This is a genomic window from Pseudomonas pichavaramensis, assembly GCF_050473265.1.
Taxonomy (GTDB): domain Bacteria; phylum Pseudomonadota; class Gammaproteobacteria; order Pseudomonadales; family Pseudomonadaceae; genus Aquipseudomonas.
Genome location: NZ_JBJKFJ010000007.1, coordinates 14665 through 28840 on the forward strand (window position 1 = coordinate 14665; position 14176 = coordinate 28840).

The window sequence follows — 14176 nt, forward strand, 5'->3', positions numbered from 1 at the left end:
CGCGGCTGGCGATAATCCGCGCTCTCTTGCACGTGTTGATGAGTGATACCGAACAATGAACCGCCCGGCCTTACTTGAACTCAACGCATTCGTCGCGGTTGCCCGACATTGCAATTTTCGCCGCGCGGCTGTGGAGCTGCAGCTTTCGCCCTCGGCCATCAGTCATGCCGTGGCCGCGCTCGAACGACGTATGGGCGTCAAGCTGCTGCACCGCACTACCCGCAGCGTGGCTTTGTCCGAGGCCGGCGAACAGTTTCTGATACGAATCGGCCCTGCGCTCGACGAAATATCGGCGGCCATGGAACAGGCCAACCATTTCCGGCAGACCCCGATGGGTACGCTGCGCATCAACACCTCAGAAGGTGCCGCACAGATGCTGCTGACACCTCTGATCCTCGCCTATACCCAGCGCTATCCAGACATGCAGGTGGAGCTGGTCACTGACGATGCCATCGTCGACATAGTCGCCCAGGGCTGTGATGCAGGCATTCGTTTGCGGGAGCAGGTCCCCCAGGACATGATCGCCGTGCCGGTCACGGCACCGCTGAAGCTGCTGACTGTCGCCGCACCGAGCTATCTGAACCGACATGGCCGACCGGAAACGCCACAAGCGCTCCTGCGGCACAACTGCATTCGCCGACGCTTCCCAAGCGGCGCCATACATAAATGGGAGTTTGCTCAGGCGGAGCAGCAGTCGCTAATCGATGTCGCGGGGCAACTCACGCTGGGCAATCAGCAGCTGATTCTGCAAGCCGCACTGAGTGGCGCCGGCATCGCCATGCTCAGCGAATTCGCGGCCTCCCCCTACCTGCTCAGCGGCGAATTGGTCCAGTTGCTCGAACCGTGGACACCGACGCTCTCTGCTTTGGCCTTGTTCTACCCGGCCAATCGTCATCCGTCGGCAGGCTTGAGAGCATTCGTCGAGCTGGCCAAGACGCTCGGCACAGTGACCGATCAGGGCCAGTTTCGATGAATACGGGCGCTTACCTGCTGGTTCGGCTCCTTGATGGCAGCACGTAACCATTCACCCGGCGGCTGCCCAACCGTCTGGGCGAAAGTGCGCGAGAAAGACGCCTGCGAGCTGTAGCCCACCGCATCGGCGATGATCTTGATCGGCACGCCTTCACGCAGCATGTCCTGCGCGACTTTCATGCGCCATGCCGTCACGTACGCCATCGGCGCCATGCCCATCACATCGGTAAACAACGCGGCAAATTTCGAACGGGACATATTGGCCCGTTCAGCCAGCCGCTCGACGCTCCATTGCCTGTGTGGTTCCTGATGAATGCAGATCAGGGCCGGCCCCAGCTGACTGTCTTGCAAGGCATATAGCAGACCACTGGATATGCGGCCTTCACCCACCGCGCGGCGTACCAGCAACACGAACACATACTCGAAAAGAAGATTCAGCGCCTTGCTCCGCCCTGGTGCCGGCGTCCGAAACTCACTGACAAGGGAACCGATAACTGGCCCAAGCTGCTCCAGCGCAGCGAGTGGAAAGACCAGGGTCTCCATCAGGCCCAGCGGGAAAGGCTGTTGCCCTGACTGACCGAACTGGAAGGAGGCGCAAATCAGATCCGCCCCCCCTGACTCGTGGGCACGCAATTGGTAGCGGCAACTGCTCGGGCAGAACAATACGCTGGGCTCGTTGATGGCGATGCGTGGCAGGTTCGGCTGCACCATATCGACGCCGCCGCGCTCGATCACGTGAATGAAAGCCATGCCAGGTGGCTTGTCCAGAACCAGAGTCCCCTCTACCGGGCCGGCAAATAACAGCCGTCCTTGAAGGTTGGTTCGCTCGAAGAATTCGGAAAGAACATCCATTTGTGGACGACCTGATAAAGATTCTGTACGCGTGGGGAAAAGTCGAACCGGCAGCGGCTCTAGGATGGTCCCATCGCTACGTAAACAAGGCCCAGCGCACAAGTACCGTGGCGAGTGCACCACTTAATCACAGCCAATGGAAGACCGCCATGAGCCAGTTCACCGCACCTTATGCAGATCCAGCAAACCCCGCACTCCCTGCCACCGGTATGCAACTCGATCTATCCCGAGCCGCACTGGTGGTGATCGATCCGCAGATCGACTTTCTCAGCCCGAAGGGCGTGAGCTGGGGCGTGTTCGGCAAGAGCATCACCGAACACGATACCGTCAAGCATATCGGCCAGTTGTTCGCCGCCGCCAAGACTGCAGGTATCACCGTGGCGGTATCGCCGCACTACTACTACCCGTGTGACCATCAATGGCAGTTTGGCGGCCCACTGGAAAAGGTCATGCACAGTATTTGCATGTTTGATCGCAAAGGTCCGCTGACGCTGGAAGGCTTCGAGGACTCCGGTGCCGACTTCATGCCCGAGTACAAGCCGTATATCCTCGACGGCAAGACCATCATCGCCTCGCCCCACAAGGTTTATGGGCCGGAAACCAACGACCTGGCGCTGCAACTGCGTAAGCATGGCGTATCGCAGATAATTCTTGCTGGCATGGCCGCCAATCTTTGCGTGGAATCACATCTTCGCGAGCTGCTCGAACAAGGATTCGAAGTGGCCGTCGTACGAGATGCCACCGCTGGGCCAAGCACACCGGAAGGCGACGGCTACCTGGCTGCACTGATCAACTACCGTTACATCGCTAATGCTTTATGGACGACCGCAGAAACGCTTGAACACTTGTCCGCCCGTTAGCCACAGGAGGCGCAGCATGCCACGTATCAGCCAGCAGTACCGGCCGCAGGTATTCGGGTTGCTGCAGTCTGCCATTACCAGCGCCATCGCCGCCCTTATCGCCAGCCCCAAAGGGATGGCGATAGGCGCCTTCATCTTCGGTTGGAGCACGACCTGGCTGCTGACCTGGCTAAGCATGATTCCGGTAGTTCTGCTGGCTGCCCCTGCCGTGCGCCGGCTGACCGATCTCATCGTGCAGCGCGACAGTTGAGCCAGCGCATAAACGCTCAGCAGCGCATCAGCCAGGTTCAGGCATCGACCACATCAGATTCGTCGCGGTATATCTGCACCTGCAGCTTCGCGGGCTGATTTTCCCCTTCTATTCGCAACCACTCTCCCGGTGGCTGCCCTACCTGCTGGGTGAAGATGCGGGAGAATGAGGCTTGCGAGCCGTAGCCCACGGCATCGGCGATCACTTTGATGGGCATCCCCTCACGCAGCAGGTCTTGCGCCACCTTGATACGCCAGGCCGTCACATAAGCCATAGGCGTCATGTCCATTACCTCGGAGAAAAGCGCGGCGAACCTGGTGCGCGACATCTTCGCCAGCTCTGCCAGCCGCTCCACCTTCCAGGCCCGCTGCGGTTCCTCATGAATACAGATCAAAGCGGGCCCCAGCTGGCTGTCCTGTAGTGCGTAGAGCAGCCCGTTGGTAATGCGTCCCTCGCTCACGGCACGGCGAACCAGCATGACGAATATGTACTCGAACAGTCGAGTCAGCGCCTTGCCGCGCCCTGGTGCCGGCGTGCGAAATTCGTTGACCAACGATCCGATCACCGGCCCAAGCTGTTCAAGGGAGCTCAGTGGAAACACGAGCGTTTCCTCCAGCCCCAATGGAAACGGCTGCTGGCCTGAGCGTCCGAACTGGAACGAGGCGCAGATCAGATCCACACCGCCAGGCTGGTGCGCACGCAGCTTGTAGCAACACGTGCTGGGACAGAACAAAACGCTGGGTTCACTGATGGCGATGCTGGGCTTGTCGGCATCCAGCATATCCAGTGCCCCTCGCTCGATGACATGAATGAAGGCCATGCCAGGGGGCTTATCCAGCACCAGGGTACCCTCTACCGGGCCGGCGAATAACAGTCGCCCTTGCAGGCTTGTGCGTTCGAAGAACTCGGAAAGAACATCCATATTGGGAAGACCTGATAAAGATTCTCTGCGTTGGTGAAATATCTCGTCAGTAGCAGTCCACGGGCTGGACTGCCATCCGATTAGATAGACAATCCAACCCACGAAAATTCCAACTACTGTTCACCGAAATGAGAACTGCAGGCTCCGTTTTCTCAGGTCTGTGCGGGTGTATCTCCGAAAAAACGCCGGCTAACACCTAAACAGGCGCAACCCGCACCGGGCTTAAATCAGAGATGGCGCGGTCATTACGAACCACTATTGGAGGAAGTACCCGCCGCACGCAGGTACTCTCCATATGCAACCCGGGCTGAAAACATCAGATCAAGCCATAAGAATGGCCATCGTCTTGCGCCTGGGCCTGCATCTTGGCGCGCTCCTGCATGCGTTGAGCGATCTCCTCCTCTACCGCTTTTTGTTGCTCAGGCGGTAAGGCATCGATCTCCTCTTCGGTCATGCCTATTTCCTTGAGAATGCTGTCGCGCAGCTTTTCTGCCGGCGTCATTTCCATATAGGCCTTGAACGCTTCCAGCGCGCCGTTGCTCTCGCCATCACCCAGCGGTTTCTCCAAACGCCCCGAGCTGACGCTGGTTTCCACCTTGCCTTCGGACGCGTTTTGCAGGGCGATACGCAAACGGGCAAAACCCTCTTCCGTGGCCTGCTTGGCGCGAAACTCGCGCTCGGATTCAGCATTCGCCGTGCGTACGGTTTTCTCAGCACTGCGAGCCATGAGATCCAACTCGCCCTGCTGCTCACTTTGCTTGCTGCGAAATCCTGTCAGCGATATTCCGCTGTAACTGCCAATCCCTCCGATCGTGCTCATGCTTGCTCCTTGATTGAGTTGCAATTGCCTGGCGCACTCAATCAAAGTTCATGCCAACAGACGCGAAGCACCTAACCTATTGATAGCAATGGCTTTTGTAAGGGAGTTCAGTACAAGAAGGTGGCAATGACTTGCCGAGAAGCGGCAAGGCATTGCCAGGACATCGTCAGACTCAGTGCCGCTCGTTGATCTGCCGAAAGGCGTTCAGCAGCGCCTGACTGAGGTCGACCGAGGAAAACTTGGTGAGCACCGCATTGGCTCCGACCGAGCGCGCCTTTTCGGTATTCATGGTGCTGTCCAGCGAGGTGTGCAGCAACACGTAGGTGTCAGCGATATCGGCGCTGCGGCGGATTTCCCGCACCAGGCTGTAACCGTCCATCTCCGGCATCTCAATATCGGATACCAGCAACTCGAATGGCATGCCTGCCTGGTGATATTCATGCAGCTGCTGCAGTGCCGCCTGGGCACTGCGCACCGCCGTGCAATCGAGTCCCAATTGGCGCAGGACGTTCAGCGTCTGCTGCAGCGCAACCTGTGAGTCATCGACCAGAAGCACGCGACGCCCCTGCAGTATCTGCCCATCCTGACCATCGAGCAGCTGCCCGACCGGAGCTTCTTCGAGCGCGGGAGCGATATCGTGCAGAACTTTCTCGATATCGAGAATCTGCACAATCGAATCGTCGATCTGGGTGACGCCGGTGATGAAAGCCCGGTTGCCGGAGCCCGCGGGCGGTGGGCGCACGTCGCGGGTGGAACATTGCACAATGCGCTCGACACTTTTGACATGCAGCCCCTGCCGGGAGCGGCTCAGTTCGGTGACGATCAGACAACCATCGTCCTCGTTGGCTGCGCCGCGCTCGCCAATGGCGCGGGCAAGATCGATAACCGTCATTGCCGAGCCTCGCAGCGTGGCGATACCCCTGACGTTGGGTTGTCGATTGGGCAGCTTGGTAAGCGGCGGACAGGGGATGATCTCGTTGACCTTGAGTAGGTTGATGCCCAGCAGTCGGCCGCTATGCAAACGAAACAACAACAGAGACAGCGCGTCGCCGGTGATGAGACTCATGAAACTATCCTTGAACTGACGGTGGGCCTACCGGGTATAGCGACCATGTGGCTGCGGACTTTAATCCGCAGCCAGTTGCAGAGCCACTCGTCCGCGCTTCGGACAGGTTTCCATATAGCGATGTGCGGCGACGAAATCTTCAAACTCGAAAACCTTGTCGATCACCGGGGTGAGCAGGCGGTCCGCAGTCATCTGATTGATGTGCGTGAGCGCACGTTGCACCGCCTCATTGTTGGGCTCGATACCCAACTCCGGGCAGCCGGTGAAATCCAGTACGCAATGACGGAAGAACTGCAGGTGCTTCTTGAACGCAGCGCAGGCCGGAAACGCAGTGTCGTTACCACCGTTGATGCCGTACAGAATGAGCTTGCCTCGCGGCGCAGCGATGTCGCCCAGCAGTTTCATCTGCGGCCCGGCGCATTGATCGAGAATCACCTCGACGCCCTTGCCCTCAGTGTAGCGCTCGACTTCCAGCACCAGGTCCTGTTCCTCGGTGGCGATAACCTTGTCTGCACCAAGCCCCTTGAGAAACTCGCGATCCTCCGCTGAGCTGGTGGAGACGATCACTTTTGCCCCCAGCGCCTTGGCCAGTTGCACGGTCTGCGGTGCCATGCAGTGACTGGCTTCGGTAATCAGTACATGCTGACCCGGCTTGATATGCGCGAGGTCAACCAACGCCAGATAGCCGAACAACAGGCTGCTGTAATGCACACTGGCCTCTACCGGGGTAAGCACCTCGGGATAGCGGGTCAGGGCATTGCTGGGCATCAGCACCAGATCACCCCAGGTTGGATAGCGGTTTGGCGTATTGGCCGGGAAACCGGCGACGGCGGTACCGACTTCGAACTCGCTCACGCCCTCGCCCAGCTCGGCCACGATACCAGCCAGTTCGAAACCAGTGCCAGCCGGCAGCTTGGCCTGCTCGGCAGCCAGATTCTGCCGCCACAGCACGTCTTTCCAGCCCAAGCCGACCGCCTGCACACGCACCAGCACCTCACCGGGGCCGGGCACGGGCGTCGGGACCTCTTCGTACTGGAGCACATCGGCATCGCCGAACTTATGAAAACGGATCATGCGGGACATCGCTTACCTCGAGCTTGATCGCGGATTAACACTTCAATGACTGTGGACTCTATCCGCTGTGCGACGGCGACACTATCAGACTCTATCGATAGTCTTCATGCCTGTCAGTGATTCAGCGTCTTTCAATCCGCTGCACACTGCCCGTACTATTTGCCTGGGCAAAGGCTCTCATTTGCAACGCGGTGCTGACAAGGCCCGTCTCCCCTCGAATGGTACCCGGATGAATCGCAACGACCTGCGTCGCCTCGATCTGAACCTGCTGATCGTCTTCGAGACGCTGATGCACGAACGCAGTGTGACCCGGGCTGCAGAGAAACTGTTTCTCGGTCAGCCAGCCATCAGCGCGGCACTCGCCCGCCTGCGCACACTGTTCGACGATCCCCTGTTCGTACGCACCGGCCGCAGCATGGAGCCGACACCTCGTGCGCAGGAGATTTTCGCCCTGCTCTCGCCGGCGCTGGATTCCATTTCCACAGCCGTCAGTCGCGCAGCAGACTTCGACCCGGCCACCAGCAAGGCCGTATTTCGCGTCGGCCTATCCGATGACGTCGAGTTCGCTCTGCTGCCCGCCCTGCTCCGCCGGCTGCGTGCCGAAGCACCTGGTGTGGTACTGGTGATTCGACGCACCAACTACCTGATGATGCCGGGGCTGTTGGCCTCGGGCGAGATATCCGTGGGCGTGGCATACACCGAAGAGCTGCCGGCCAATGCCAAGCGCAAGGTGCTGCGGCGCAGCAAGGCCAGACTGCTGCGCGCTGACACCGTACCCGGCGCACTGAGTCTGGACGACTACTGCGCCCGCCCCCATGCGCTGGTGTCTTTTGCCGGAGACCTGACCGGTTTCATCGACGAAGAACTGGAGAAGCTAGGACGCAAACGTCATGTCGTACTGGCCGTGCCACAGTTCAATGGCCTGGCTACGCTGCTGGCGGAAAGCGATATCGTCGCCAGCGTCCCCGATTACACCGCGGCGGCCCTGACAGCTGCCGGCGGCCTGCGCGCCGAGGCCTTGCCACTGGAAACCCGCTCGTTCGAATTGCACATGGCCTGGCGCGGGGCGCAGGACAATGATCCGGCCGAACGCTGGTTGCGCTCGCGCATCCAGATGTTCTGTGGTGATCCGGATAGCTTGTGATAACCGTCCGAAAATGCCCTTCGATCGTGCATCAGGAACTTTGCCGCACTGTTATGAATCGAAATTGATTCGACGCCGTCTTTCATCATTCCGGATGATATTCAACTTCGCAGTGTTCGATTCGTTCTGAGTAAAACTCCCCCGCAGACTCCGCCCATCCACAAATCCGACTGGCGGAGTCAGCTATGGAACAACAACACAAGAACATCTGGATATTCTCTCTGGCGCTCGCCAGCGTCATCGCTCTGAGCGGCTGCGAGCAGTCTCCGCAGACCCAGGCCCAAGCGCCTGCCCCCAAGGTCAGCGTCGCCGAAGTCATCGAACAGCCCGTCAACGAATGGGACGAGTTCACTGGTCGCCTGGAGGCTCCCCAATCGGTCGAGATTCGCCCGCGTGTCTCCGGTTACATCGACCGCGTGGCCTTCGACGAGGGCTCGCTGGTGAAGAAAGGCGATCTGTTGTTCCAGATCGATCCCCGCCCCTTCCAGGCTGAAGTCAAACGTCTCGAAGCGCAGCTGCAGCAAGCGCGCGCCAATCAGGCTCGCGCCGCCAACGAAGCGCGTCGTGGCGAACGACTGCGTCAGAGCAATGCCATTTCTGCAGAGCTTGCCGATGCTCGTGCCAGCGCAGCCACCGAAGCCAAGGCTGAAGTTGCCGCTATTGCAGCAGAGCTGGAAAACGCCAGGCTCAACCTTGGCTTCACCCGCATCACAGCTCCAATTGACGGCCGCGTCAGCCGTGCCGAGATTACCGAAGGCAACCTGGTCGGTGCCGGCGAGAGCCTGCTGACCTCTGTGGTATCCACCGACAAGGTCTACGCCTATTTCGATGCGGACGAGCGCGCCTTCCTCAAGTATGTGGAACTGGCGCGTCAATCCGGTAGCGATGCCCGTGGTGCCAGCCCGGTTTACCTCGGGCTGTCCGATGAGAGCGACTATCCGCATCTCGGCCAGTTGGACTTTCTCGACAATCAGGTCAATCCGCGTACCGGCACCATTCGTGGCCGCGCCGTGTTCGACAATCAGGACGGCCGCTTCACTCCCGGTTTGTATGCGCGCCTGAAGCTGGTGGGCAGCAAGCCCTACGACGCAACCCTGATCAAGGATGAGGCGGTCGGTACCGACCTGGGCAAGAAGTACGTGCTGGTGCTGGGCGTGGACAACGCCGTGGCCTATCGCTCCATCGAGCTGGGGCCGAAGCTCGAAGGGCTGCGCATCGTTCGCAGTGGCCTCAGCAAGGGCGAGAAGATTGTTGTGAACGGTCTTCAGCGCGCCTTGCCAGGCTCTACGGTCGATCCGCAACCCGTGTCCATGGCCGATGCCGACACCCTCGAACAGCTGGCCCGTATGCGTCAGGCCTTCGAAGGCAGCCAGGCGCCTCGTATCGCCGCCGAAAAAATCGACGATCGCTCTCCGCGCGGCTGATCAAGACCGCGCCCTGAGGACAGACCCATGAATTTCTCGCAATTCTTCATCCAGCGGCCGATCTTCGCCGCCGTGCTGTCGCTGCTGATCCTGATCGGCGGTGCCATTTCCCTGTTCCAGCTACCGATCAGCGAATACCCGGAAGTGGTGCCGCCGACCGTCGTGGTGCGCGCCAACTTTCCTGGCGCCAACCCCAAGGTAATCGGCGAAACCGTGGCGTCGCCACTGGAGCAAGCCATCGTCGGCGTCGAAGGCATGCTCTACATGTCGTCGCAGTCGACCAACGACGGCAAACTGACCCTGACCGTCACCTTCGCCCTGGGCACCGATCTGGACAACGCTCAGGTTCAGGTGCAGAACCGCGTCACCCGCACCATGCCAACGTTGCCCACTGAAGTGCAGCGTCTTGGTGTGACCGTGGACAAGGCCTCGCCCGATCTGACCATGGTGGTGCACCTGACCTCACCGGATAACCGCTACGACATGCTCTATCTGTCCAACTATGCCGCGCTCAACGTCAAGGACGAGCTGGCACGTCTGGACGGTGTGGGTGACGTACAGCTGTTCGGTATGGGCAATTACTCGCTGCGGGTCTGGCTCGACCCGAACAAGGTCGCCTCGCGTGGGCTGACCGCCACCGACGTGGTGAACGCCATCCGTGAGCAGAACCGTCAGGTCGCTGCTGGCGCGCTGGGCGCGCCGCCCGCTGACGCCGGCAACAGCTTCCAGCTGTCGATCAACACGCAAGGCCGCCTGGTCACCGAAGAAGAGTTCGAAGACATCATCATTCGTGTCGGTGATAACGGTGAAATCACTCGCCTGCGTGATATCGCGCGTGTCGAACTGGGTTCCAATCAATACGCCCTGCGCTCGCTACTGAACAACCAGCCGGCGGTCGCCTTGCCGGTATTCCAGCGTCCGGGGTCCAACGCCATCGAGATTTCCGACTCGGTGCGCGAGCGCATGGCCGAACTGAAGCAGAGCTTCCCGCAAGGCATGGATTACGAGATCGTCTACGATCCGACCATCTTCGTGCGTGGCTCCATCGAGGCAGTGGTGCACACCCTGCTCGAAGCCATCGTCCTGGTGGTGCTGGTGGTGATCCTGTTCCTGCAAACCTGGCGCGCCTCGATCATCCCGCTGGCCGCCGTTCCGGTATCACTGATCGGCACCTTTGCGGTGATGCACCTGTTCGGTTTCTCGCTCAACGCCCTGTCGCTGTTCGGCCTGGTGCTGGCCATCGGCATCGTGGTGGACGATGCGATCGTCGTGGTAGAAAACGTCGAGCGCAACATCGCCCTGGGTAAATCACCGGTCGAAGCCACCCGCCAGGCGATGAAGGAAGTGACGGGCCCCATCGTCGCCACGGCGCTGGTGCTCTGCGCGGTGTTCATCCCGACTGCGTTCATCTCCGGTCTTACCGGGCAGTTCTATCAGCAGTTCGCCCTGACCATCGCCATTTCCACGGTGATCTCGGCAGTCAACTCGCTGACCCTTTCGCCGGCTCTCGCCGCTATTTTGCTGAAGGATCACCACGCGCCGAAAGACCGCTTCTCGCGCATCCTCGACAAGCTCTTCGGTGGCTGGCTGTTCGGCCCGTTCAACCGTATGTTCGAGCGGGCCAGCAATGGCTATGTCGGCACCGTGCGCCGCGTGCTGCGTGGCAGCAGCATCGCCCTGCTGGTCTATGGTGGCTTGCTGGTGCTCGGCTACCTGGGCTTTTCCAGCACGCCGACCGGTTTCGTGCCGCAGCAGGACAAGCAGTACCTCGTGGCCTTCGCTCAGTTGCCCGATGCAGCCACGCTGGATCGCACCGAAGCGGTGATCAAGCGCATGAGCGAAATCGCCGGCAAGCATCCGGGCATCGAGAACACCGTGGCGTTCCCTGGGCTGTCGATCAACGGCTTCACCAACAGCCCGAACAGCGGCATCGTCTTCACCCCGCTGAAACCCTTCGACGAGCGCAAGGATCCGTCGATGAGCGCAAACGCCATTGCGGCCGAGCTCAACGCGCAGTTTGCCGACATCCAGGATGCCTATATCGCCATCTTCCCGCCGCCGCCGGTTCAGGGGCTCGGCACCATCGGTGGCTTCCGCCTGCAGATCCAGGATCGTGGCAACCTGGGCTACGAAGAGCTGTACCTGCAGACCCAGAATATCCTGGCCAAGGCTCGCCAGTTGCCCGAGCTGAACCCGATGTCGGTGTTCACCAGCTACCAGGTCAACGTGCCGCAAGTGGATGCCGCCATCGACCGCGAGAAGGCCAAGACCCACGGCGTGGCCATCAGCGATATCTTCGACACCCTGCAGGTGTACCTGGGCTCGCTGTATGCCAACGACTTCAACCGTTTCGGTCGCACCTATCAGGTCAACGTGCAGGCCGACCAGCAGTTCCGTCTGGAGCCGGAGCAGATCGGTCAGCTCAAGGTGCGTAACAACCGTGGCGAGATGGTGCCGCTGTCGACCTTCGTCAAGGTCGAGGACAGCGCCGGCCCTGACCGGGTGATGCACTACAACGGCTTCCTGACTGCGGAAATCAACGGTGCCGCGGCGCCGGGCTACAGCTCCGGTCAGGCGGAAGCGGCAATCGCCAAGCTGCTCGATGAAGAGCTGCCGATCGGCATGACCTACGAATGGACGGACCTGACCTATCAGCAGATCCTCGCGGGCAACACGGCGATCTTCATCTTCCCGCTCTGCGTGCTGCTGGCCTTCCTTGTGCTCGCGGCCCAGTACGAGAGCTGGAGCCTGCCGTTGGCGGTGATCCTGATCGTGCCGACCGTGCTGTTCGCCGCTATCACCGGGGTGATCATTGCCGGCATCGACAACAACATCTTCACCCAGATCGGTTTGATCGTACTGGTGGGCCTGGCGTGCAAGAACGCGATCCTGATCGTCGAGTTCGCCAAGGAGAAACAGGAAGAAGGTCTGGATCGTGTTGCTGCAGTACTGGAAGCCTGCCGCCTGCGTCTGCGCCCGATCCTGATGACCTCCATCGCCTTCATCATGGGCGTGGTACCGCTGGTGTTGTCGAGCGGCGCCGGTGCCGAAATGCGCCATGCCATGGGTGTGGCAGTGTTCTCCGGCATGATCGGCGTGACCTTCTTCGGTCTGCTGCTCACTCCGGTGTTCTATGTCCTGATTCGTGCTTTCGTGGAGAAACGCGAAGCCAAGAAAGCCGCTCGCCTGCAGGAGTCGCATGCATGAAAGTCTTTGCCCCCGCCCTCCTGACCCTGGCGCTGTCGGCCTGCGCCGTTGGCCCGGATTATCGCGCGCCAGATACCGACCCAGCGCATATCAGTGCACTGGAGGCTGCCGACTACGACCGCTCGCGCTTCGAGACGAGCTGGTGGCAGCAGTTCGACGATCCCACGCTGAACCAGCTGGTGCAGCGCTCGCTTGCCGACAACCGCGAGTTGCGCGTGGCCTTCAGCCGCCTGCGCGCCGCCCGTTCTATTCGCGATGATGTGGCCAATGACCGTTTCCCGACCGTCACCAGTCGCACCAGCGGCGAGTTCGGCAAGGCACAGCAGCCGCCGACCAGCGACGAGCGAGTGCGTCAGGAACGCTACGACCTGGGCCTGGACATGGCCTGGGAAGTGGACCTGTTCGGCCGTATCCAGCGTCAGCTGGAAGCCAGTGAGGCGCGTATCGAGCTGGCCGAGGCTGACTACTACCAGTTGCAGGTCAGTCTGATCGCCGAACTGGTCGATGCCTACGGCACGTTGCGCGGCGCTCAGCTACGGGAAAGCATCGCGCGCGAGAACCTGAAGAACCAGCAGGATTCGCGCGCCATTACCGAACAGCTGCGTGACGCCGGCGTCGGCAACGAGCTCGACGTATTGCGCGCCGACGCGCGACTCGCCGCCACCGAAGCCAGCCTGCCGCAGTTGCAAGCGCAGCAGGTGCGCGCGAAAAACCGTATCGCCACCCTGCTCGGGCAAAGGCCGGAGCAACTGGAGATCGATCTGGCGCCGAAACCATTACCCGTGATCGCCAAGGCGCTGCCTATCGGCAACCCTGCCGAATTGCTGCGCCGTCGCCCAGACATCCGCGCCGCCGAGCGCCAGTTGGCGGCGGCCACCGCAGAAGTTGGTGTGGCGACAGCCGACCTGTTTCCGCGGGTCAGCCTGTCCGGGTTCCTTGGTTTCACCGCCGGCCGGGGCTCGCAACTGGGCGCCTCTGCAGCGCGGGCCTGGGGCGTGGCACCGAGCATCACCTGGGCGGCATTCGACCTGGGTAGTGTAAGGGCCCGACTGCGCGGTGCCGAAGCAGAGGCTGACGGTGCCTTGTCGCAGTATGAGCAGCAAGTGTTGCTGGCGCTGGAAGAGTCGGAAAACGCCTTCAGTGATTACGCCAAACGCCAACAGCGTCTGATTGCGCTGGTACGTCAGGCTGAAGCGAGCCGTGCGGCGGCTGAGCAAGCAGCGATTCGCTATCGCGAAGGTACGGTGGACTTCCTGGTATTGCTGGACGCAGAGCGCGAGCGCCTGGCCGCCGAAGACGCCCAGGCCTCGGCAGAGGTCGAGCTGTATAGCGGCATCGTCGCAATCTACAAGGCGCTCGGCGGCGGCTGGCAGCCACAGGCCTGAAACCTTCCTCCGGTTGGCAGCACGATGCCAACCGGAGATCTTCATCGCTCGTCGCACGGTAGAGCAGCCAATTCGTCACTCCCTGGCTGATTTCACTGTCAAATTAGCAAGTCCGCCACATCTCTCGGCTAAAACTGCGCTTGATTCGACATATTGCCATACATCGGTTTTATATAATTAACCTTGCCTTGTTAGACATA

12 protein-coding genes are annotated in these 14176 nt (G+C 60.6%); 7 read left to right on the forward strand and 5 right to left on the reverse strand.

What is annotated here, in order from left to right; translation table 11 throughout:
- Positions 1-55 precede the first annotated feature (55 nt).
- Entirely contained in the window at positions 56-973 is a 918-nt protein-coding gene (locus tag ACJRW5_RS12850; RefSeq protein WP_484570902.1) for a LysR family transcriptional regulator, read from the forward strand.
- Here ACJRW5_RS12850 and ACJRW5_RS12855 read toward each other — a convergent pair.
- Positions 955-1824 (reverse strand): helix-turn-helix transcriptional regulator, encoded by an 870-nt coding sequence (locus ACJRW5_RS12855; RefSeq protein ID WP_484570903.1) that lies wholly within the window; start codon positions 1822-1824, stop codon positions 955-957. The two genes, ACJRW5_RS12850 and ACJRW5_RS12855, sit on opposite strands and share 19 nt — an antisense overlap.
- A 149-nt stretch (positions 1825-1973) precedes the next feature.
- Here ACJRW5_RS12855 and ACJRW5_RS12860 point away from each other — a divergent pair, with 149 nt between their 5' ends.
- On the forward strand, positions 1974-2684 hold the full coding sequence (locus tag ACJRW5_RS12860; protein ID WP_484570904.1) for a cysteine hydrolase family protein: 711 nt from the start codon (positions 1974-1976) through the stop codon (positions 2682-2684).
- Between the two features lie 16 nt (positions 2685-2700).
- Entirely contained in the window at positions 2701-2934 is a 234-nt protein-coding gene (locus ACJRW5_RS12865; RefSeq protein WP_484570905.1) for a DUF2798 domain-containing protein, read from the forward strand.
- A gap of 37 nt (positions 2935-2971) precedes the next feature.
- Here ACJRW5_RS12865 and ACJRW5_RS12870 read toward each other — a convergent pair whose 3' ends face one another.
- The 4 genes from ACJRW5_RS12870 to ACJRW5_RS12885 all read right to left on the reverse strand — a co-directional run bounded on the left by ACJRW5_RS12870 (position 2972) and on the right by ACJRW5_RS12885 (position 6825).
- The gene (locus tag ACJRW5_RS12870; RefSeq protein ID WP_484570906.1) at positions 2972-3856 is read right to left on the reverse strand and encodes a helix-turn-helix transcriptional regulator; all 885 of its coding nucleotides are present in this window, start codon (positions 3854-3856) and stop codon (positions 2972-2974) included.
- Between the two features lie 316 nt (positions 3857-4172).
- On the reverse strand, positions 4173-4676 hold the full coding sequence (locus ACJRW5_RS12875; RefSeq protein WP_484570907.1) for a hypothetical protein: 504 nt from the start codon (positions 4674-4676) through the stop codon (positions 4173-4175).
- Positions 4677-4848: 172 nt separating this feature from the next.
- A complete protein-coding gene (locus ACJRW5_RS12880) occupies positions 4849-5742 on the reverse strand; it encodes a chemotaxis protein CheW (protein ID WP_484570908.1) in 894 nt (297 codons plus the stop codon).
- A 60-nt stretch (positions 5743-5802) separates the two neighbouring features.
- A complete protein-coding gene (locus tag ACJRW5_RS12885) occupies positions 5803-6825 on the reverse strand; it encodes a zinc-dependent alcohol dehydrogenase family protein (protein WP_484570909.1) in 1023 nt (340 codons plus the stop codon).
- Positions 6826-7045: 220 nt separating this feature from the next.
- Between ACJRW5_RS12885 and ACJRW5_RS12890 the strand changes: the two genes are divergently transcribed.
- The 4 genes from ACJRW5_RS12890 (at position 7046) to ACJRW5_RS12905 (ending at position 13976) form a co-directional block, all read left to right on the forward strand.
- Positions 7046-7960: a LysR family transcriptional regulator gene (locus ACJRW5_RS12890; protein WP_484570910.1), complete on the forward strand. Its 915-nt coding sequence runs from the start codon at positions 7046-7048 to the stop codon at positions 7958-7960.
- Between the two features lie 185 nt (positions 7961-8145).
- A complete protein-coding gene (gene mexE, locus ACJRW5_RS12895; RefSeq protein WP_484570911.1) occupies positions 8146-9384 on the forward strand; it encodes a multidrug efflux RND transporter periplasmic adaptor subunit MexE in 1239 nt (412 codons plus the stop codon).
- A gap of 27 nt (positions 9385-9411) precedes the next feature.
- Positions 9412-12591, forward strand: coding sequence for an efflux RND transporter permease subunit (locus ACJRW5_RS12900; protein WP_484570912.1), 3180 nt, complete (start codon positions 9412-9414; stop codon positions 12589-12591).
- Complete coding sequence (locus ACJRW5_RS12905) at positions 12588-13976, forward strand: efflux transporter outer membrane subunit (protein ID WP_484570913.1); 1389 nt, start codon at positions 12588-12590, stop codon at positions 13974-13976. The genes ACJRW5_RS12900 and ACJRW5_RS12905 overlap by 4 nt, the downstream gene beginning before the upstream one ends.
- Positions 13977-14176: the final 200 nt, after the last annotated feature.